Origin of the sequence: Lysobacter zhanggongensis, from assembly GCF_046638635.1 — a bacterium.
In the GTDB taxonomy this organism is placed as follows: Bacteria; Pseudomonadota; Gammaproteobacteria; order Xanthomonadales; family Xanthomonadaceae; genus Novilysobacter; species Novilysobacter luteus.
Genome location: NZ_JBJXHK010000041.1, coordinates 1 through 20,300, shown reverse-complemented (window position 1 = coordinate 20,300; position 20,300 = coordinate 1). Strand labels below are relative to the sequence as shown.

Below are 20,300 nucleotides of genomic sequence, written 5' to 3'. Positions count from 1 at the left end.
CGCGTCTGCCGCACACGACGCGGCTCGACAGCAGGACGCACAGCGCAAGGCGGTTGAACAGGGCTCGAGGATGGAGCGGCGAGCCAGCGCTGCACCCCCGCCCGCACCCCGGGTCGGGGCGGAAGACGCCGTGGCCCGCACCAGCGTGACGGTGGTCGACCTGCCGCCAGCCGACGACGCGGACCTGGCCGCGGACGTCTGGATCGAGCGCATCCGCCAGCGCCGCGATGCCGGCGACCTGGCAGGTGCGCGGGCGAGCCTCCTGCTGCTGCGCGAATCACACCCGGAGGTTTCCCTGCCAGAGGACCTCCACGCGCTTGACGACGGCACGGCCCCGACGGCGCGATGAGCCTGGACACCCTGCCGCACGCGGTCCGACACGAAATCGAGGTCAAGCACAGCCGCTTCCTCGCCATCGCCGGTCCCGCCACGACGCCCGAGGCCGCGCTGGCCTTCATCGCGACGGTCGGGACGGCCGACGCCACGCACAACTGCTGGGCCTACCGGATCGGCGGGTTGTACCGCTCCAGCGACGATGGCGAACCGGCGGGTACCGCGGGCCGGCCGATCCTCGCCGCCATCGATGGCCAGGGCTTCGACCAGGTCGCGGTGGTGGTAACGCGCTGGTACGGCGGCATCAAGCTCGGCGCCGGCGGCCTGGTACGTGCCTACGGCGGCTGTGCCGCCGAATGCCTGCGCACCGCGCCGCGGGAACCGCTGGTCGAAACCCGCGAATTGCGCCTGAGCTACCCGTTCGAACACACCGGCGTCGTCCACGCCGCGCTGGCCGCGCACGAGGCCGAAAAGCTCGACGAGACCTTCGATTCCAGCGGCGCGACCCTGACGCTGCGCTTGCCAAGCGGCCGCGTCGATGCGCTGCGCGTCCACCTGCGCGATGCCACCCGTGACCGGGTAAGCGTCGACGACGCCCCGTAATGGCGGACAATGGCGGGATGAATGACGCTTCCACCGCGCCAACCGTGAATGCCGGAGCAGGCGCCAAAGCCGAAAAGGCCCCGATCGGCAGCCTGCGCACCCTCTGGCCGTTCGTCAGCCGGCACCGCGGGCTGTTCATCGCCTGGCTGTTGGCGCTGGCCTGCTCCTCGACGGCGACCCTGAGCCTGCCCCACGCGTTCCGCATCATGATCGACCAGGGGTTCGCCCAGGGCGCCGGCGGCGCGATCGACCGCGCGTTCGCCTTGCTGTTCGTGGTCGCGGTGGCGCTGGCACTGGCGACGGCGGCGCGCTTCTTCTTCGTCTCGCTGCTGGGCGAGCGGGTGGTCGCCGACCTGCGCCGGCAGTTGTACGCGCACCTGATCTCGCTCGATGCCGACTTCTTCGACCGCAACCGCAGCGGCGAGCTGGTGTCGCGACTCACCGCCGATGCCGAGCTGCTGCGCGGCGTCATCGCCACCAGCATGTCGGTGGCCCTGCGCAGCACGGTGACTTTCCTCGGTGGGCTGGTGATGCTGTTCGTGACCGCACCGGCGCTGGCCGCTTACGCCCTGCTCGGCATCCCGCTGGCGGTACTGCCGATCGTCATCGGCGGGCGCCGGCTGCAGAAGATCTCGCGCGCCAGCCAGGATCGCGTTGCCGATGCCAATGCGCTTGCCAACGAGACCCTCGGGGCGGTGCGCACGGTGCAGGCACACGCCCGCGAGCCCTACGAGTTGGGGCGCTTCGTCGAAGCCCTGAAGATCGCCGTGGCGACCGCCCGCCGGCGCATCCAGGCACAGGCGTGGGTCACCGCGATCGCGATCGTGCTGGTATTCGGCGCAATCACGCTCGTGCTGTGGTCTGGCGCCCACGACGTGGCCGAGGGCCGGATGAGCGCGGGCACGCTCGCCCAGTTCGTGCTGTACGCGCTGATCGCCGGCGGTTCGGTCGGCGCGCTGGCCGAGGTCTGGAACGAGCTGCAGCGCGCCGCCGGCGGCATGGGCCGCATCACCGAGCTGCTGGTCGAGCAACCGGGCATCACTGCGCCCGCCGCGCCGCAGGCACTGTCGCTGCCGGTTCGCGGCGAGCTGTCGTTCGAGCGGGTGACCTTCCACTACCCGATGCGCCCCGACCTGCCCGCGCTGGAGGACTTCGACCTGCGCGTGCGCCCGGGGGAGACGGTCGCGCTGGTGGGCCCGTCCGGGGCCGGCAAGAGCACCGTCTTCTCGCTGCTGCTGCGCTTCCACGACCCTGACAGCGGCACACTGCGGGTGGACGGGCACGACATCCGCGGGCTCGACCCGGCGGCGCTGCGCGAGTCGATCGCGCTGGTGCCGCAGCAGGCCGCGATCTTCGCCACCAGCGCACGCGACAACATCCGTTACGGACGCCTGGAAGCCACCGACGCCGAGGTCGACGCCGCCGTGCGCGCGGCCCATGCGACCGACTTCATCGATGCGCTGCCGCAGGGCCTGGACACCGAACTGGGCGAGCGCGGTGCACGCCTGTCGGGCGGCCAGCAACAGCGCATTGCGATCGCGCGCGCATTGCTCAAGGACGCCCCGATCCTGCTGCTGGACGAGGCCACCAGCGCGCTCGACGCGCAGAGCGAGCGCGCCGTGCAGCAGGCGCTGGAGACACTCATGCAGGGTCGAACCACGCTGGTCATCGCGCACCGGTTGGCGACCGTGCTGAAGGCCGACCGCATCGTGGTGATGGACCGCGGTCGCATCGTCGCCGAGGGCACGCACGAGCAACTGCTGGCCGAGGGCGGGCTGTACGCGGAGTTGGCGAAGCTGCAGTTCCTCGACTAGCCGCCGGCCTCCGCCGGCAGGATCCCGGCACCCGCGCGCGCGATGATCGCGTCGAAGCCGGCATCAACCGGCAAGGTCCCCATCGCAAGTCCGTGGTCTCGTCCGAGCCGGCTGAGGCCGAAAGCATCGGCCACCGGGCTCCGGCACTGCAGCAGCAGGCCGGCCTGGAGCGCCAGGGCGAGGTCCTCGACAAACCGTCGCGCGCCGGCCGGATCAATCTGCCCACCCTGCAACGGCTCACGCAGGCGCTGCATCGCATCGCGGTACGCCGCGTCGCCCTCGCCGGCGCGCTGCAGTTCGGCCCAGACCGCGGCGCCGGTGGCGGGTTCCTTGTCGAGCGCGCGCAGCACATCGAGGCACTGGATGTTGCCGCTGCCTTCCCAGATCGAGTTCAGCGGCGCCTGCCGGTACAGCCGCGGCATCAGCGACTCCTCCACGTAGCCGTTGCCACCCAGGCACTCCTGCGCCTCGTTGACGAAGGCCGGCGCGCGCCGGCACAGCCAGTACTTGCCCACGGCGGTGGCGATCCGCGCAAACGCGGCTTCGGCCGGGTCGACCGGCGCGGCATCGACAGCGCGCGCGACCCGCATCGCCANCAGCGACTCCTCCACGTAGCCGTTGCCACCCAGGCACTCCTGCGCCTCGTTGACGAAGGCCGGCGCGCGCCGGCACAGCCAGTACTTGCCCACGGCGGTGGCGATCCGCGCAAACGCGGCTTCGGCCGGGTCGACCGGCGCGGCATCGACAGCGCGCGCGACCCGCATCGCCAGCACCAGCGCGGCCTCTGCCTCGATCGCCAGGTCGGCCAACACGTTGCGCATCAGCGGCTGTTCGACCAGCCGCCGGCCGAAAGCGCGCCGGTGGGCGCAGTGGTGCAGCGCCTGCGCCAGCGCCATGCGCATCTGCGCGGCGGCGCCCAGCATGCAATCCAGCCGGGTCAGCATCACCATCTCGATGATGGTCGCCACGCCTCGGCCTTCCCCGCCGACGCGGTGGGCCCATGCACCGCACAATTCGACCTCCGACGAGGCATTGGACCAGTCGCCCAGCTTGTCCTTGAGCCGGATGATCCGGAATGCGTTGCGACTGCCGTCCTGCATGCACCGCGGCATCAGGAAGCAGGTCAGACCGCCCGGTGCCTGCGCGAGCACCAGGAACCCGTCGCTCATCGGCGCCGACATGAACCACTTGTGCCCGACCAGGCGGTAGCCGTCGCCCGCGTCCGGCATGGCCGTGGTGGTGTTGGCCCGCACGTCGCTGCCACCCTGCTTCTCGGTCATGCCCATGCCGAGGGTGATGCCCACCTTTCCGGCGATCGGCACCTCGCGCGGGTCGTAATCTGGCTCGGCCGCCTTGCCGGCCCATTCGGCCAGCGCCGGCTCGCGCGCGAGCACCGGTACCGCCGCGTGGGTCATCGTCAGCGGACAGCTGGTACCGGGTTCGACCTGGTGGTGCAGGTAGCTCAGCGCGGCACGGGCGACGTGTGCACCAGGGCGCGGGTGGCGCCAGGACAGGCCAGCGACACCGTGCTCGACCGCGGCCTGCATCAACGCGTGGTAGGCCGGGTGGAACTCGACCCGGTCGACGCGATGGCCGTAGCGGTCGTGGCTGACCAGCCGGGGACGGTCGCGGTGGGCATCGAAGGACAGCTCGTACAGCGCGCTGCCGGCCAGCGCGCCGTATGGGGCAAGCGTTTCGGCGAAGTCGCCGCCGCCATCCCGCTGGACCGCCTCGCGCAACACCGTGTCCGCCGACCACAGGTCCAGCGGTGCGAACGGCGGCGGCTGGTTGTCGACGTGGTGGGTCTCGAACGGTGGCAGCGTCACCATGGCCCGCTCCGGTTGCAGGGGTGGCCCGAATCTAACGCAGCCGCGCGCGTCGCACGCAAAAGAAAACCCCGCCGAGGCGGGGTTTTCCGGGGCACATCGCGTCGGCTTACTCTGCCGGCGTGATGTCGGACGCCTGCGCGCCCTTCGGTCCCTGGGTCAGCTCGTAGCTGACGCGCTGGCCTTCCTGCAGACTGCGGAAGCCCTTGGCGTTGATGGCCGAGAAATGCGCGAACACGTCCGCGCTGCCGTCCTCGGGCGAGATGAATCCGAAGCCCTTGGCGTCGTTGAACCACTTCACAGTGCCGTACTGCATATCCTTGATGACCTCATGCTGGGTGCGGTGCGCTCCGGCGCGGGGGACCTCCGGGCGCGTGGCCGAGTATGCAAACTGAACGACGGCTTGACAATCTCAAGCGCGGGATCATTCCGCAGTTTGGCGAGCCAGCAGCGACGCGATCAGCCGGGGCAGGCCCGAGGACGCGGCAGCGACGTTGTCGAGCACGTCCTGCAGGGTAATGACCTCGTCGGGGTCCGGGCCGGCACCGGCGGCCCAGTTGGCAACGATGGCCAGGCAGGCGTAGTCGAGTCCCATCTCGCGGGCGAGCCCGGCTTCGGGCATGCCGGTCATGCCGACCAGGTCGCAGCCGTCACGGCGCATCCGCGCGATCTCCGCGCGGGTCTCCAGACGCGGTCCCTGGGTGGCGCCGTAGCAGCCGCCATCGACCAGCGCGACGCCAGCCGCCGCCGCCGCGGCAATGACGGCATGCCGGAGCGAGCGCGTATAGGGCTCGCCGAAATCGACATGGACGACCTCGGTGCCGGGCTCCTCGCAGATGGTGGAGATGCGGCCCCACGTGTAGTCGATCAGCTGGTCCGGGCAGCCAAGCACGCGGGGGCCAAAGTCGGCGGTGATGCCACCCACGGTATTGAGCGCGAGGACGCGCCTGGCCCCCAGCGCGTCCAGCGCCGCCAGGTTGGCGCGGTAGTTGATCTGGTGTGGCGGCAGCGAGTGGCCCTCGCCATGCCGCGCCAGGAAGGCAACGAGGTGGCCGTCGAGCAGGCCTACCCGGACCGGACCGGACGGCGCGCCGTAGCGCGTGACCGGCTGGTGGGTTTCGACATCCCGAAGGTCGGCCAGCTGGTACAGGCCGGTGCCGCCAATGACGGCCAGTTCGATGGCGCCGGTGTCGTTGGTCATTGCGGGTGCCGCTCCGTCATTTCAGCGCGTAGATCGCCGGCAGGTTGCGACCCTGCTCGTGGTAGTCCATGCCGTAGCCGAACACGTAGCGGTCCGGCACCTCGACGCCGGCGTAGTCGGCGCACATGCCGGGCACGCAGCGGTCGTGCAGCTTCACCGCCAGGGCCGCGATGCGCACGTCGGCGGCGCCCTGCTCGCGGCACCAGGCAACGATGCCGGCCATCGTGTGGCCTTCGTCGAGGATGTCGTCCACCAGCAGCACCCGCCGGCCCTGCAGCGGCGTGGCCGGCCGGTGCTTCCAGAACAGCTCGCCACCAGAGGTTTCGCCGCGGTAGCGGGTCGCGTGCAGGTAGTCGAACTCCAGGTCCAGCCCGCGCTCGCCCAGCGCAAACCCCAGTTGCGCCGCGAACGGCATGCCGCCGTGCATGACCGTCAGGTAGACGGGCACCTCGCCGGCGTAGTCGTCGCTGATCCTCTCGGCCATGCGGCCGATCGCGGCCTCCAGTGTCGCGCGGTCGTGGATCACTTCCGAATTGGCCAGGGCGGCCTGCAGGTCGGCCATCAGGCAAGACCCTCCAGCCGGCCACGGGTGTCGCCGTAGCGGGCGTCGGCCAGCAGCCCGTCCCAGCCCATCGGCCCGCGCCCGATCAGGCCGGCCAGCGCCATCGTGTTGAGCGGACGGTCCTGCACGGCCTTGAGCGATTCCTCGACCAGCTCCGGATGGCAGACCAGCACCACGTCGCAGCCGGCGTCCAGGTGCAGGTCGACGCGCTGCTTGATGCCGCCGGCAGAGAATGCCGCGGCCATGCCGATGTCGTCGCTGAAGACAACGCCGCGGAAGCCCATTTCGGCGCGCAGGATGTCCTCGATCCACCGCTTGGAGTAGCCGGCCGGTTCGGGGGCGACTTCGGGATAGACCACGTGCGCCATCATCACCGCGTCGGCGTTCGCCTCGATGCCGGCGACGAACGGGACCAGGTCGAGCGCGCGGATCTCATCCAGCGGGCGCGGGTCGACCGCGTCGTCGAAATGAGTGTCCTCGAGCACCGAGCCGTGGCCCGGGAAGTGCTTGAGCGTCGCGGCCATGCCGGCCGCGTGCATGCCGCGGACGTAGGCGCGGGTGAACTCGGCCACCACCTGCGGGTCCTCCGAGAACGCGCGGTCGCCGATCGCACGGTTGCCGCGGCCCAGGTCGACCACCGGCGCGAAGCTCAGGTCGACGCCGCTGGCGCGGATCTCGCTGGCCATCAGCCAGGCGTGCTGTTCGGCGAGCTCGAGCGCCTTCGCCGGGTCCTGGGCGTAATGCCGCCCGAAACCCTCCAGTGGCGGGAGCGCGCTGTAGCCCTCGCGGAAGCGCTGGACGCGGCCGCCCTCCTGGTCGACGCAGACCAGTTGCGGTCGCGGCGCGGCTTCCCGTATCGCCTGCGCCAACTCGGCGACCTGTGCCTTCGAGGAGAAATTTCGGGTGAACAGGATCACGCCGGCGCAGGCGTCGTGCTGCAGCCAGTCGCGCTCCTGCGCGGTGAGTTCGGTGCCGGCGACGCCGATCACGAGCATGGGGGACTCCCGGGTGTGGACGCGCGAAAACGGACCGGCATTGTCGCGCAGATGGTGCTCGGGTGTTGTGGTCGGCGGGTACCGGCTAGCGGTGCTGCTCGGCCGCCGTCCACCGGGCGTAGGGCCGGGTCGCCAGCGCGAGGTTGTAGTAGCGCGGCTCGTCCGTGACCTCCCGGCCCAACCAGGCCGGTCGCGAGAACGGCTCGTCGGCCCGGCCGAGTTCGATCTCGGCGACCACCAGCCCCGCGTTGTCGCCGAGGAACTCGTCCACCTCCCACAGGTGGCCGTCGTGGTGCACGTAGTGCCGTCGCTTGTCCACCAGTCCACCCACGGACAGGGCCAGCAGCGCGCGGGCGTCGTCGACCGGGATCGCGTAGTCGAACTCCTGCCGGGTGTGGCCGAGCTCGCGTGACTTGAGGTTGAGGAAGGCGGCATCCCCGGCGATCCGTACCCGCACCGAGGCCTTCATCGCCCCCGCACTGCCGTCCGGCAGGTTCAACGCGGCCAGATCGTTGAGGTAGCCCTGCGCCATCGGCACCACCTTGTGCGCGGCGGCGCGCCACGCGTCACCGACGACCAGGAACTTGCGTTCGATCTCGATGGCCATGTCAGCGCGGCTCGAACATCGCGATCGATTCCACGTGCGCGGTGTGCGGGAACATGTCCATCACGCCGGCGGCCTTGAGCTTCCAGCCCTTCTCGTTGACCAGGTAGCCGGCGTCGCGCGCCAGCGATGCCGGGTGGCAGCTCACGTAGACGATGCGCTTGAACTGCTTGAGCGGCAGCTGCGTCAACACGAAATCGGCGCCAGAGCGCGGCGGATCGAGCAGCAGGCGGTCGAACCCCTCGCGCATCCACGCCTGGTCGCTGAGGTCCTTGCCGAGGTCGGCCGCATGGAACTGCGCGTTGCCGATGCCGTTGTGGGCGGCGTTCGCGCGGGCACGCGCCACCAGCCCCGCTTCGCCCTCCACGCCCACCACCTCGCGCACCGAGCGCGCCAGCGGCAGCGTGAAGTTGCCCAGGCCGCAGAACAGGTCGAGCACGCGGTCGTCCGGGGCGGCATCGAGCAGGTCGAGCGCGAGCCGGATCATCCGCCCGTTGAGGCCGGCGTTGACCTGGATGAAGTCCAGCGGCTTGAACAGGAACTCGATGCCCCAGTCCGGCAGGGTGAAGGCCAGGCGCGGCGCCTCCGGCCACAGCGGATGGACACTGTCGACCCCGCCGGGCTGCAGGAAGATCGCAAACCCGTGCTCCTGCCCGAACGCGACCAGCGCGGCGCGGTCGTCGTCCGACAGCGGCGCCAGGTGCCGGATGGTCAGGGCGACGCCGCTGAACTGCGCATCGGGGTCGCCGGCGATGAACTCGATCTGCGGGATCTCGCGCCGCGCCTGCAAGCCGTCGACCAGCCGGCCAAGCGCCTCGACCTTGGTGCCGATCTGCGGGATGACGGTGTGGCAGACCGCGATGTCGGCGACGAACCGCGGGTCGGACTCGCGGAAGCCGACCAGGGTCTTGTCCTTCTTCTCGACCCGGCGGACCGAGAACCGGCCCTTGCGCCGGTAGCCCCAGGCCGCGTCGACCAGCGGCGGCAGCACCGCGCCGGGTTTGACGTGGCCGATGCGCTCGAGGTTCTCCAGCAGCACGCGCTGCTTGGCCAGGATCTGCTGGCCTTCGTCGTAGTGCTGGAGGGCGCAGCCACCGCAGGTACCGAAGTGCCCGCAACGCGGGTCGACGCGCTCGGGCGCGCCGTGCAGCACCTCGACCGTGCGGGCCTCGTCGTAGCTGCGGTGGCGCGCGGTCTGCACCGCCATTACCCGCTCGCCGGGCAACGCGCCGGCGACGAAGACGGCCTTGCCGGCCTCCCCCGGGACCGTCGAGGGACGGCGGGCCACGCCCCGCCCGTCGTGGGTCAGGTCGGTGATTTCGGCTTCAAACGGGGTCTTGTCGATGCGGGCCACGGGCACTGCTGGGTTGCGGGGGGCGCGTATTGTCGCAGAGCCCGCTGCCGCGGGTCGCCGGAACGGGTCCGGCGACCATGTCGCGTGCTACTTCTGCTTCCAGCTGCCGCCGCTCTGGTACCACCAGCCGCTGCGGGCACTGGCCACCCACTGCCGCGCGAAGACCTCGCGGATCTGGCCTTCCCACTCCGGATGGCCGTTGGCGACGGCGACTTCGCGGTAGACCGCCTTGCGGTCGCGGTTGTCGTCGGCCACGGCCTGCTGGATCTTCACCCGGTCCTTGAGCGGCAGCTTGGAGGCGTCGCGCACGACGATCGTGCCGTCGCCGGCAAAGCCGAGCGCGCCGGCGTCGAAGCCCGCGCGCAGGGTCGAATCGAACCGGGCGGCCATCCGCGACTGGATCGCCTGGATCGCCGGGGTGCGGATGCTGATGTCGGGCGACTGCGCGTGCGCGCTGCCGATGCCCATCAGCGCGTATACGTCGACGCGGGAGGCCAACTGCCGCAGTGACACCGGCTCGAGGAAGGCACTCGGCCCGCCGTTGTCGTCCTCGACCGGCGTGGACGGCTGCGGCTCCTCGCCGATGACCTTCTCGACGAACTGCCGCGCGGCTTCCTTCGCCTCCGCCGCCGGGAAATAGACGTTGATCGTGACGCAGGCCGTGACCATCACGGCGGCGACCGGAATACCCATCCAACGGCGCATGCGATTCTCCTGTTGCGGTTCTGAAGGTGCGGTCACTCGACCACCGGCTTGACGTCGCCGGTGCCGACCGCCGCCAGCCGCTCGACCAGCGTCGGCCAGTCGACCCGGCGGTTGTAGCCGACCACGGTCAGCCGTGGCAGGCCCGAGCCCTGGACGATAATAAAGCCCTCGCCCACTGAACCCAGTCCGTCCATCGTGCACACCTCGTCGACCAGGGTGCAGCCGATGCCGATGCGCGAGTACCCGAAATCGTCGAAGAACCCGATCAGCTGCGCCTGAAGGCTGCCGACGAACGAGCTGTTGCCGACGCTGGTCAGGTCCTGCACGGCGCGCTGGCTGATGCGCTGGCGTACGCCGGGATGGCGATCGGTGCGCAGCCGGGCGTTGAACGCCACCGGTCGCCAGTCCACCAGGCGCAGGTCGGCGATCCGCCCGTCGAGCTTGCCGCTGATGCTGCCGAAATCGAACGCGCCGGTAAGCGCCATCAGGTCGATGTCCTCGAAACCGACGTCCGCCGACAGCGTGGGCAGTACGCCGAATGGCCGCTCCATCGACAGCTGGCCGACCGAGACCTCCCCTCCGAACAGCTGCATCGACAGGCCACCATCGAACTCGACCCGCTCGTCCGCATAGCGCGCCTCGGGAATGGTGCCGCTGAGTTCACCGGTGAAGGCTGGCCAACCGAGCGCGGCGGACAGTTCGGCCACATCCAGGCCGTCGAGCGCGAGGCCGAACCGCAGGTCGGACGCCTGCGTCCCTGACGGTGGGCGCAGGTCCATATGGCTGATGCGCAGCGTGCCACCGAGCAAGGGGACCTCGACCGGTGAAGCCAGCGCCAGCCTGCCCTGCGCGCTGCGGAACGGCAGGTGCGCCGCCCCGAACGCCAGGCCGTGCATCGCGCCACCGTCCCATCGCAGGACGCTGTCGACCGGCGAGGTGGCGGAGAACCGGACATCACCATCCACGCCGCGGAAGGCGAAACGCCCGCGCGCGTCCTCGAAGCTGGACTGGTGCAGTGCCAGGTGCGCCTGCTGCAGCGCGCCGCCGGCCAGTTGCACGTGCGCATCGGCCGCGCCCTGCAGTGCAAGGTCGGCAAGCCCGGCGACACCGAGCCATCCGCTGAGGTAGCCGTCGGCGAGCGCGGCGAGTGCCGGGCTGTGCAGACGCACGTCAAGCGCGCGCAGTGTCGCGTCCACGCCGAGCGCCGCGCTTCCTTCCGCCTTCAGGATCCCGGGGTCATGCCACGCGATGGCCGGCAACTGCCAGCCCTGTTGGCCTTGGACCGCCTCGATCCTCACGTCCACCGGCCGCTCCTGCAGCGACACGTAGGTGGTGCCCAGCAGCAATTCGCCGCCCAGCAGCTGGCCGTCCACGGTGAACCGGTCCCGCTCGTCCAGGGCAGCGTCGATCGCGAGCCGCGCACCGAGGTTCTCGCCGGCGATGCGCCCGTCGGGCGTGTCGAAGCCGGCCGCACGGATCGCCACCGGGCCGGAGATGCGCAGCGGCTCGCCTGTCGGCGCGGACACCGCCAGCGCTGCGTCCGCGCGGCCACCGGTGATGCGTCCGCTGCTCCATGCCTGGGCCAGCAGTGCCTGAGTCCACGCCAGTGGGATGTCGACGAGGTTGATCCGGGTGAGGTCGGGCGTTGCCGCGTCCCGGTGCAGCTCGACCCGGCTGCGATCGCGCGACAACGCTGCTTCGACCCCTCCCGCCTCGAAGGCCACCGCCAGCCGCATCGGCGCCCCGCCACCGTGCACGAGGCCGTCGCAGCGCCAGTCGTTCCCGTCGCGCTGCAACGGGCATTGCCAGTCAAGTTGGTGGAAGTCGTAACCCAGTGCCGGCGACTGCACTCGCTCGGCGCGCAAACGCAGCTGACCGTGATCCGCACCCTTCGCCCACGCAAGGTCGACCCGCACGCCGTGCATGGCGGCCACCGCCGAGTCGACCCGTTCGATGTGCGCCGTCGCCGAGCGCGCTGCCGCCGCGGCGGGCCACGACAGCCCCACCAGGCAGGCGCATGCGATCAGCAGCGGTAGTATCGGCCGGAACATCGCGGCAGCATACCGAGGGCCGCAACCACCGCCGATGAAGCGCCGGCCGCCGCCGGACACATTGTCCAAACCGCCGTTGCCACACGAGGGACCGTCGTGAACGACGCCGCCATGCCCCGAGTCCTGCTGGTCGAGGACGACCCGACCTCCCGCGCCTTCCTGGCCGCCGCGATCAAGGCACTCCCCGGCCGGGTCGACGAGGTCGACAGCGTGGCCGCGGCGGTCACCCGCGCCACCGCGACCCGTCACGACCTCTGGCTGGTCGACGCCCACCTTCCCGACGGCACCGGACATACGTTGTTGCGCGCACTTCGTGGCATCCACCCGGATACGGTTGCAATTGCGCACACCGCCTCCTCCGAACCCGACGTGGCGGCGTCGTTGCGCGCCGCGGGGTTTGCGGACGTACTGGTCAAGCCGTTGTCAGCGGTGGCGCTGCAATCAGCCGTCCGCGCGCGCCTCGACGTGCGACCCGGAGACGTGCCCGAGCGGCCGCTCTGGGACGACGCCACTGCGGCCACCGCATTGAACGGCAACACCGCCCACGTGCAGGCCCTGCGCACTCTTTTCGCGGATGACCTGAAGCAGTTGCGCGAGCGGGTACGGAACGCTGCCGCGCGCGAGGACCACCCCGGGATCGAAAGCGAACTGCACAAGCTGCTGGCCAGCTGCGGGTTCGTCGGCGCAGTGCGGCTCGGCGACGCGGCCGCCGGGCTGCGGCGGGCGCCGGGCGACGCCGAACAGCTTGCAGCGTTCGAGCGAATCGCCGACGAGACCGCCGCGGCGTTCGCGTGGAGAACCCCGGCGTCCCGGTGACCTGCTAGTCCGGTGTATCCAATGGCGTGGCCCGCCCCCCGGCCGGCAACCCACCCAGCATCTCCCACGATTTCAGGCCACGCGGGCCGAGATGGTGGGCGAGCACGCCCCGCATCACCCGCCGCAGGCCGGGCAGGTCGTCATTGGCCGGGATCCGGTCGGCCGCCAGGTCCAGCAGCCCGCGGCCGGTGGCCGCGCCACTGCGATCGGCCTGGCCGCGATCGCTGAGCAACCGGCGCGGGCCGTGCTCGGGATCGACCCGGTAACGCGCCGCAGGGTCGAGCGGTTCGCCATCACCGTCACGGCTCCAGTCGAAGCCGAAACCCAGGGCGTCGAGCAGGTCGCGCTCGAACCGGCGCAGCGTCCAGCCCAGCGGTTCGCCGGAACGCAGGCGCTCCCGGGTCATCGCATAGGCGCCGAACAATTGCGGCTGTGCTTCACCGCGTGGGGTCAGGCGCAGCGTGAGCTCGCTCAGGTAGAACCCGCTCAGCATCGCGTCGCCGACCAGCCTCGGCGCCGCATCGGTGGCTTCGGCCGAACGCAGCTGGGCCAGCTCGCCGGTCTGCACCGCATCCAGTCGGATCGATTGCAGCGGTTGCAGCGCGGCCCGCAGCGGGTGCCGCTTGGGGCCTTTCACCCCGCGTGCGATGAGCCCGAGCCGCCCGTGGTTGAGACTGAGGACCTCCACCAGCAGGCTGGTCTCACGCCAGGGCCGGGCATGCAGTACGAAGGCGGGCTCGGCGGTGATGCGCATCGCCTGCGGCCGGGGTCAGTCGTGGTAGCCGAACGCCCGCAGCGCGGCCTCGTCGTCCGACCAGCCTTCGCGTACGCGCACCCAGGTTTCAAGGAACACCTTGGCGCCAAACAACTGTTCCATCTGCTGGCGCGCCCGCGCGCCGATCTCACGCAAGCGCTCGCCGCCCTTGCCGATGACGATCGCCTTCTGGCCGTCACGCTCGACCCAGATCACCGCGCCGATGCGCAGCAGCGCGCCGTCCACCACGAAGCGCTCGATCTCGACCGTGGTGGCGTACGGCAGCTCTTCGCCGAGCTGCCGCATCAGTTGCTCGCGCACCAGCTCACCGGCCAGGAACCGCTGGCTCTTGTCGGTGATCTCGTCCTCCGCGTAGAGCGGCGGCTGCTCGGGCAACATCGCGAGCACGTCCTTGACCAGCGGCTCGAGCCCCTTGCGCTTGAGCGCTGAGATCGGATGCACGGCAGCGAACTCGCGGCCTTCACTGACCTGCGCGAGGTACGGCAGCAGCGCGGTCTTGTCCTTGAGCCGATCGACCTGGTTGACCACCAGCACCACCGGCACCTTGGCCTGGTGCAGGGCCTGGTAGGCGAAGGCGTCGGCCTCTTCCCACTGGCCGGCGCGCACGACCAGCAAGGCGACGTCGACGCCCTCCAGCGCACCACGGGCGGCACGGTTCATCCAGCGATGCATGGCGGTCGCGGTCGACTTGCCCTGGTCGCGGTGCAGCCCGGGGGTGTCGACCAGCAGGATCTGGCCCTGCTCGAAGGTCGCGATGCCCAGCAGGCGGTGGCGGGTGGTCTGTGGCCGTGGCGAGACGATGCTGACCTTGGCGCCGACCAGCGCGTTGGTCAGGGTGGACTTGCCGACGTTGGGCCGGCCGATGACGGCGACGTGGCCGCTGCGGTGGGGGGTATCCATCGGGGGATTGTAATGCCCGGTCAGGCCGCTTCGAGTGCGGACAGCGCAGCTTCGGCGGCGGCCTGTTCGGCGCCGCGGCGGGAACCACCCTCGCCTTCGGTCACCAGTGCCGGCTGGACCAGGGTGCAGCTGACCCGGAAGGTCTTGGCGTGGTCCTCGCCCGACTCGGCCACCAGCTGGTACACCGGCAACGGTTTCTGGCGACCCTGCAGCCATTCCTGCAGGCGGGTCTTGGCGTCCTTGCCGACCTTGTGCGGCGGCGGCAGGGCGTCCATCGCCGCCTCGAACCACGGCATCACAACGGTCCGGCAGGCCTCGAAACCCGCGTCGAGGTAGACCGCGGCCACCACCGCTTCGAGCGCGTCGGCCAGGATCGAGTCACGCCGATGGCCACCGGACTTCATTTCCCCGGGACCGAGCGTCAGCAACGCCCCGAGGTCAAGCTGGCGGGCGATCGGCGCCAGTGCCGACTCGCGCACCAGCTCGGCGCGCGCGCGGGTCAGGGCCCCTTCGTCGGCCCGGGGCCAGCGCGCGTACAGCGCCTCGGCGACGAACAGGTTGACCAGTGCGTCACCGAGGAATTCCAGCCGCTCGTTGTGCGGTGCCCCCGCGCTCCGGTGTGTCAGCGCCTGCGCCAGCAGCTCGGGCCTGACGAAGGGGTGGGAGATCCGCAGCGTCACCGGTCACCTAGCGCCGCGGCGCAACTCCTGCTCGGTGTTGAACTTGCCGACCACGTCCAGGTTGGCGATCAGCGGCTTGCGCACTTCGTAGTCCACCGTCATCAGGTAGCCGGCGTCCTTGCGAGCGATCTTCACGTTCGCGGGCTTCACGTTCTCGGCGTAGCTGATGTACAGGCGGCGGAAGAACAGGTCCTGGATCTGGGCCGGGGACTTCTGGGTGATTTCCGGCTCCTCCGACAGCCCCGCAAGCGCCTGCTTGACCGCGTAGTACTCCGAATACATCGGGATGACCTTCATCCCGGTGTAGATGAACACGCCGGCCACCGCCAGCACGATGATGAACCCGATAAGGGTCATGCCACCTTGGGTACGCTTCATCCGGTCTTCCCCTGAGTTCGATTCCCGCTGCGGATGATGCCGCAAACGGGGTGTTACTGGATGCTCTCGCCGATCCGGGAGAAATCGACCCCACCGTCGAGATGCATCCAGATCAGGAACGCCTTGCCGCGCAGGTTCTGCTCCGGCAGGAAGCCCCAGTATCGGCTGTCCTCGCTGTTGTCGCGGTTGTCACCCATCACGAAATAGTGACCGGCCGGGACGACCCACTCGCCCTGCCCCGGGTCGAGGAACGGCAGCGAGCTGCGCTCGAGCACGCGGTGCGGGCGGCCGGGCAGCTGCTCGACCAGTTCTTCGGCACCGGTCATCTCGATGCCGCTGTCGATCCCCTGGTAGGTCCCGAGCGACTCGTACCCCACCGGCACGCCGTTGACGTGGACCTGGTTGTCAAAATAGGCGACCCGGTCGCCGGGCAGGCCGATCACGCGCTTGATCCAGTCCTGGTCGGGATGGTGCGGCGGACGGAAGACGACGACGTCGCCGCGCGCGGGCGCGCCGATGTCGACGAACTTGTCGTTGGTGATCGGCATGCGCAGGCCGTAGGCGAACTTGTTGACCAGGATGAAGTCGCCGGTCAGCAGGGTCGGCATCATCGAATTGGACGGAATGCGGAACGGTTCGGCGATGAAGCTGCGCAGGACCAGCACTACCAGCAGGACGGGGAAGAACGCCTTGGAATAGTCGACGTACCACGGTTCGCCGTCATCATCGAGCAGCCCCTGGCTGGCGGTGCGGCGCTTGGCCAGCACCAGCCTGTCGAGCAGCCAGACCACCCCGGTGACGAGGGTGAGCACCACCAGGGCGATTTCAAACCAGCGCATGCGGCTTCCTTTACTTGTTGTCGACCTGCAGGACCGCGAGGAAGGCTTCCTGCGGGATCTCGACGCTTCCGACCTGCTTCATCCGCTTCTTGCCGGCCTTCTGCTTTTCGAGCAGCTTCTTCTTGCGCGAAATGTCGCCACCGTAGCACTTGGCCAACACGTTCTTGCGCATCGCCTTGACCGTGGAGCGGGCGATGATCTGCGAGCCGATCGCGGCCTGGATGGCGACGTCGAACATCTGCCGCGGGATCAGCTCGCGCATCTTCTCGGCGATCTCGCGGCCACGCCGGTCGGCGTGCGCGCGGTGGGTGATCATGCTGAGCGCATCCACCTTGTCGCCGTTGATCAAGGTGTCCACCCGCACGAACGGCCCTTCCTGGAAGCGCAGGAACTGGTAGTCGAGCGAGGCGTAGCCGCGGCTGACCGACTTGAGCCGGTCGAAGAAGTCCATTACCACCTCGGCCATCGGCAGCTCGTAGCTGATCTGCACCTGCTGGCCCATGTACGTGATGCCGATCTGGTTGCCGCGCTTCTCCTCGCACAGGGTGATCACGTTGCCCACGTAATCGGGCGGCGTGAGGATGTTGGCGCGGATGATCGGCTCGCGGATCTCCTCGATCAGGTTGCTCTGCGGCAGCTTGGCGGGGTTGTCCAGCGCCACCACGCTGCCGTCGGTCTTCAGGACCTCGTACACCACGGTCGGCGCGGTGCTGATCAGGTTGAGGTCGTACTCACGCTCCAGCCGCTCCTGCACGATCTCCATGTGGAGCATGCCCAGGAAGCCGCAGCGGAAACCGAAGCCCATCGCCTCCGAGCTTTCCGGCTCGAACCGCAACGCGGCATCGTTGAGGCGCAGCTTCTCCAGCGCTTCGCGCAGGTCGGGGTAGTCCTCGGCATCGACCGGGAAGAGGCCGGCGAACACGCGCGGCTGCATCTCCTGGAAGCCGGGCAGCGGCTTGGCCGCCGGGTCGCCGGCAAGGGTCAGCGTGTCGCCGACCGGCGCGCCGTGGACATCCTTGATGCTGGCGTTGATCCAGCCCACCTCGCCCGCGCCGAGCTTGGCCAGCTCCTTGCGCTTGGGGGTGAACACACCGACGTTGTCGACCTGGTGGGTGCGGCCGGTGGACATCACCAGGATCTTGTCGCCGGGCTTGATCTCGCCCTGCATGACGCGCACCAGGCTGACCACGCCCAGGTAGTTGTCGAACCAGGAGTCGATGATCAGCGCCTGCAGCTTGTCGGTGTCACGCGGCTGCGGCGGCGGGATGCGGGTGACGATGGCCTCCAGCACCTCTTCGATGTTCAGGCCGGTCTTGGCGCTGACGGCCACCGCGTCGCTCGCGTCGATGCCGATCACGGCTTCGATCTCGGCCTTGGCCCGCTCGATGTCGGCGGTTGGCAGGTCGATCTTGTTGAGCACCGGCACCACTTCCAGCCCCTGCTCCACCGCGGTGTAGCAGTTGGCGACCGACTGCGCCTCAACGCCCTGGGCGGCGTCGACCACCAGCAGCGCGCCTTCGCAGGCGGCCAGCGAACGGCTGACCTCGTAGCTGAAGTCGACGTGGCCGGGGGTATCGATGAAGTTGAGGAAGTACGTCTTCCCGTCGCGCGCGGTATAGGGCACCGAGACGGACTGCGACTTGATGGTGATGCCGCGCTCGCGCTCGATCGGGTTGGAGTCGAGTACCTGGGCTTCCATCTCGCGCGTCGTCAGGCCACCGCACAAATGGATGATGCGGTCAGCCAGGGTCGACTTGCCGTGGTCGACGTGGGCGATGATGGAGAAATTGCGGATCTGCTGCATGCGGGCTACGGCGGGCTCGGGCCGGGAAAGTTAACGCGCGATTATCGCATACCGGCGCGCCGGTCCCGGGTGTGCGGGACCGGCCGTTGGGACCTCGCCGGCGCCGTTCAGCCGGCCGGCGCGGTCACCGCCACGAACTGGGTGGTGCCGCCGCGCGATACCAGCAGCATCACCGTTTCCCCGTCCTTCACCCCGGCCAGCGCCCGGTTGAAGTCGGCGGCACTGGCGACGCTGTCGCGACCGACCTGCAGCACCACGTCGCCGGGGCGTAGGCCGCTCTCGCGCGTCACCCGCGGATCGACCTGCTCCAGCAGCACGCCTTCGCGCGCCGCGATGCCGAGCCGCTGGCGGGTCGCGGTATCCAGGTCGCGCGCGGTGATGCCAAGCGCGTTGGTACCCGCGGGCGCGGTCGCAGCACCGCCGCTGCCGCCCTGGGCGCCGCGTGCCGCCGTGCCGCCCTGTGCACTCTCGGCACCCACCACCAAGTCCAACGACACCTCCTTGCCGTCCCGCAGGACTTGCACGGTCGCCTTGCTGCCGGGCGCCACCGCGCCGACGATCGGCGGCAGGTCGCTGGCGTCGTTGATGCGGGTGCCGTTGAACGCGCGGATCACGTCCATGCGGCGGATGCCGGCCTTCTCGGCGGCGCTGCCGGGCTGCACGTTGGAGACGATCGCACCACGGCTGTCCGACAGCCCCATCGCACGCGCCATGTCCGGGCTGACCGGCTGGATGTTGACGCCGAGCATGCCCCGGCGCACCTCGCCGGTCTCCTTGATCTGCTCGACCGCGTTCATCGCCAGGTCGATCGGGATCGCGAAGCTGACGCCCATGTAGCCGCCGGAATTGCTGAAGATCTGCGAATTGATGCCGACCACCTCGCCGGAGGTGTTGAGCAGCGGCCCGCCGGAGTTGCCGCGGTTGATCGCGACGTCGGTCTGGATGAAGGGGACGTACTGCTGCCCGGCATACGGGTTGGAGCGGCCGACCGCGCTGACGATGCCGGCGGTCACCGAGTGGTCCAGCCCGAACGGCGAGCCGATCGCCACCACCCACTGGCCGGGCTGGAGGCCGCTGGACTGGCCGGCGCGCAGCCAGCGCAGGTTGTCGGCGTCGATCTTCAGCAGCGCGACGTCGTACTGCTCGTCGCTGCCCACGACCTCGGCGCTGAACTCGCGACGGTCAGACGTCGTCACCGTGACCTTGTCCGCACCGCTGATGACGTGGTGGTTGGTCAGGACGTAGCCGTCGTCGGAAATGATGAACCCGCTGCCCAGCGACGTACCACCGCCACCCGGGCCGTCGGGCATGCCCGGCATCGGCATGCCGAACTGTCGGAAGAACTCCTCGAAGCCGGGTGGCATCTGCGAGCGCGGATTGCGCTGGGCGGGTGCTATCTCGGCGCTGATGTTGACCACCGCCGGGCCGACGCGCTCGACCAGGCGGGTGAAGTCCGGCAGCCCGGTCACGATCGGGGCCGCGGTCGGCGGGGTCACCGCCTGCGAGGCTGCCGCGGCGACGGTCGGTGACTGCTGCGCCGTGCAGGCGGCCGGCAGCGCGGCGGCGAGGACGCCCAGCAGGGCAATGGAGCGGATCGGTCGGTTCATGGAATCGGCCTCATTGATGGCTAGTGAACTTCATGCCGGCGCCGGAAGGACGGCGCCAGCGAGCGGATCGTCGACCCGGGCGGGGTCAGTTGCGCGGCCAGTCGGTGGCGGCGTCGCCGGCCACCAGGCCCGGGTCGAGCCGCTCGGGTTCGAACGGATAGAACGAGGGCGACGGTGCGTCGTCATCACCGAAACTGGCGGTGAAGGCACCACCGCGGGGGTAATCGGGCAGCGCCGCCCGCGGCCACGGCCGGGTCTGGATTTCGCCCTGCGGCAGGAACGGCCGGAGTGCGTCGGTCGTGGACTCGACTGGCTCCATCGACGCGACGGTCAGCGGCGCATCGACCGTGCCCGGCATATCGGACCGGGACTGTGAGGCGACCGCTGCGGCGGCGGCGCTGGAGCGTACCCGCTGCTCGGCGGCGGCGCGGCGTGGCGTCTCGGCCGCCGCCA

At 70.0% G+C, this 20,300-nt stretch carries 19 protein-coding genes and 2 pseudogenes; 4 read left to right on the top strand and 17 right to left on the bottom strand.

The annotated features are described in order from the left end of the window. From ACKVMH_RS08635 to ACKVMH_RS08625, 3 genes and pseudogenes are all read left to right on the top strand, one after another. Window positions 1-349 (top strand): annotated as a pseudogene (locus ACKVMH_RS08635) (hypothetical protein); the annotation flags it as partial. Then, window positions 346-936: an IMPACT family protein gene (locus tag ACKVMH_RS08630; protein ID WP_412699981.1), complete on the top strand. Its 591-nt coding sequence runs from the start codon at window positions 346-348 to the stop codon at window positions 934-936. The pseudogene ACKVMH_RS08635 and the gene ACKVMH_RS08630, both read left to right, overlap by 4 nt. Window positions 937-980: 44 nt before the next feature. Then, the gene (locus ACKVMH_RS08625; RefSeq protein WP_412699982.1) at window positions 981-2,750 is read left to right on the top strand and encodes an ABC transporter transmembrane domain-containing protein; all 1,770 of its coding nucleotides are present in this window, start codon (window positions 981-983) and stop codon (window positions 2,748-2,750) included. On the opposite strand, the gene ACKVMH_RS08620 is transcribed toward ACKVMH_RS08625, so the two are convergent. The 9 genes from ACKVMH_RS08620 to ACKVMH_RS08580 form a co-directional block, all read right to left on the bottom strand. Then, window positions 2,747-4,579, bottom strand: coding sequence for an acyl-CoA dehydrogenase family protein (locus ACKVMH_RS08620; protein WP_412699980.1), 1,833 nt, complete (start codon window positions 4,577-4,579; stop codon window positions 2,747-2,749). The two genes, ACKVMH_RS08625 and ACKVMH_RS08620, sit on opposite strands and share 4 nt — an antisense overlap. Window positions 4,580-4,685: 106 nt before the next feature. Further along, the gene (locus tag ACKVMH_RS08615; RefSeq protein ID WP_043957320.1) at window positions 4,686-4,892 is read right to left on the bottom strand and encodes a cold-shock protein; all 207 of its coding nucleotides are present in this window, start codon (window positions 4,890-4,892) and stop codon (window positions 4,686-4,688) included. A 108-nt stretch (window positions 4,893-5,000) separates the two neighbouring features. Then, window positions 5,001-5,777 (bottom strand): S-methyl-5'-thioinosine phosphorylase, encoded by a 777-nt coding sequence (locus ACKVMH_RS08610; protein ID WP_412699979.1) that lies wholly within the window; start codon window positions 5,775-5,777, stop codon window positions 5,001-5,003. A 16-nt stretch (window positions 5,778-5,793) separates the two neighbouring features. Continuing rightward, the gene (locus ACKVMH_RS08605; protein ID WP_412699978.1) at window positions 5,794-6,339 is read right to left on the bottom strand and encodes a hypoxanthine-guanine phosphoribosyltransferase; all 546 of its coding nucleotides are present in this window, start codon (window positions 6,337-6,339) and stop codon (window positions 5,794-5,796) included. Next, the gene (gene nagZ, locus ACKVMH_RS08600) at window positions 6,339-7,334 is read right to left on the bottom strand and encodes a beta-N-acetylhexosaminidase (RefSeq protein ID WP_412699977.1); all 996 of its coding nucleotides are present in this window, start codon (window positions 7,332-7,334) and stop codon (window positions 6,339-6,341) included. The genes ACKVMH_RS08605 and nagZ overlap by 1 nt, the downstream gene beginning before the upstream one ends. An 85-nt stretch (window positions 7,335-7,419) precedes the next feature. Then, window positions 7,420-7,941, bottom strand: coding sequence for a CYTH domain-containing protein (locus ACKVMH_RS08595; RefSeq protein WP_412699976.1), 522 nt, complete (start codon window positions 7,939-7,941; stop codon window positions 7,420-7,422). Window position 7,942: 1 nt separating this feature from the next. Beyond that, window positions 7,943-9,298 (bottom strand): 23S rRNA (uracil(1939)-C(5))-methyltransferase RlmD, encoded by a 1,356-nt coding sequence (gene rlmD / locus ACKVMH_RS08590; RefSeq protein ID WP_412699975.1) that lies wholly within the window; start codon window positions 9,296-9,298, stop codon window positions 7,943-7,945. An 81-nt stretch (window positions 9,299-9,379) separates the two neighbouring features. After that, complete coding sequence (locus tag ACKVMH_RS08585) at window positions 9,380-9,997, bottom strand: DUF1318 domain-containing protein (protein ID WP_215219935.1); 618 nt, start codon at window positions 9,995-9,997, stop codon at window positions 9,380-9,382. A gap of 32 nt (window positions 9,998-10,029) precedes the next feature. Next, on the bottom strand, window positions 10,030-12,048 hold the full coding sequence (locus ACKVMH_RS08580) for a hypothetical protein (protein WP_412699974.1): 2,019 nt from the start codon (window positions 12,046-12,048) through the stop codon (window positions 10,030-10,032). Window positions 12,049-12,159: 111 nt separating this feature from the next. On the opposite strand from ACKVMH_RS08580, the gene ACKVMH_RS08575 reads away from it, so the two are divergent. Continuing rightward, window positions 12,160-12,864: a response regulator gene (locus ACKVMH_RS08575; protein WP_412699973.1), complete on the top strand. Its 705-nt coding sequence runs from the start codon at window positions 12,160-12,162 to the stop codon at window positions 12,862-12,864. A gap of 4 nt (window positions 12,865-12,868) precedes the next feature. Here the strand turns inward: ACKVMH_RS08575 and recO are convergent, their stop codons facing one another. From recO to ACKVMH_RS08535, 8 genes and pseudogenes are all read right to left on the bottom strand, one after another. Beyond that, a complete protein-coding gene (gene recO, locus ACKVMH_RS08570; protein ID WP_412699972.1) occupies window positions 12,869-13,618 on the bottom strand; it encodes a DNA repair protein RecO in 750 nt (249 codons plus the stop codon). A 15-nt stretch (window positions 13,619-13,633) separates the two neighbouring features. Further along, window positions 13,634-14,539: a GTPase Era gene (gene era, locus ACKVMH_RS08565; RefSeq protein WP_412699971.1), complete on the bottom strand. Its 906-nt coding sequence runs from the start codon at window positions 14,537-14,539 to the stop codon at window positions 13,634-13,636. Between the two features lie 20 nt (window positions 14,540-14,559). Further along, window positions 14,560-15,219, bottom strand: coding sequence for a ribonuclease III (gene rnc, locus ACKVMH_RS08560; protein ID WP_215219930.1), 660 nt, complete (start codon window positions 15,217-15,219; stop codon window positions 14,560-14,562). A 3-nt stretch (window positions 15,220-15,222) separates the two neighbouring features. Further along, entirely contained in the window at window positions 15,223-15,597 is a 375-nt protein-coding gene (locus ACKVMH_RS08555) for a DUF4845 domain-containing protein (protein ID WP_215219929.1), read from the bottom strand. Between the two features lie 53 nt (window positions 15,598-15,650). Beyond that, the gene (gene lepB / locus ACKVMH_RS08550; protein WP_215219928.1) at window positions 15,651-16,436 is read right to left on the bottom strand and encodes a signal peptidase I; all 786 of its coding nucleotides are present in this window, start codon (window positions 16,434-16,436) and stop codon (window positions 15,651-15,653) included. A 10-nt stretch (window positions 16,437-16,446) separates the two neighbouring features. Beyond that, window positions 16,447-18,240, bottom strand: a complete 1,794-nt coding sequence (lepA, locus tag ACKVMH_RS08545) for a translation elongation factor 4 (protein ID WP_215219927.1) — start codon at window positions 18,238-18,240, stop codon at window positions 16,447-16,449. Window positions 18,241-18,347: 107 nt separating this feature from the next. After that, complete coding sequence (locus ACKVMH_RS08540) at window positions 18,348-19,847, bottom strand: DegQ family serine endoprotease (protein ID WP_412699970.1); 1,500 nt, start codon at window positions 19,845-19,847, stop codon at window positions 18,348-18,350. A gap of 85 nt (window positions 19,848-19,932) precedes the next feature. Then, window positions 19,933-20,300 (bottom strand): annotated as a pseudogene (locus ACKVMH_RS08535) (hypothetical protein); the annotation flags it as partial.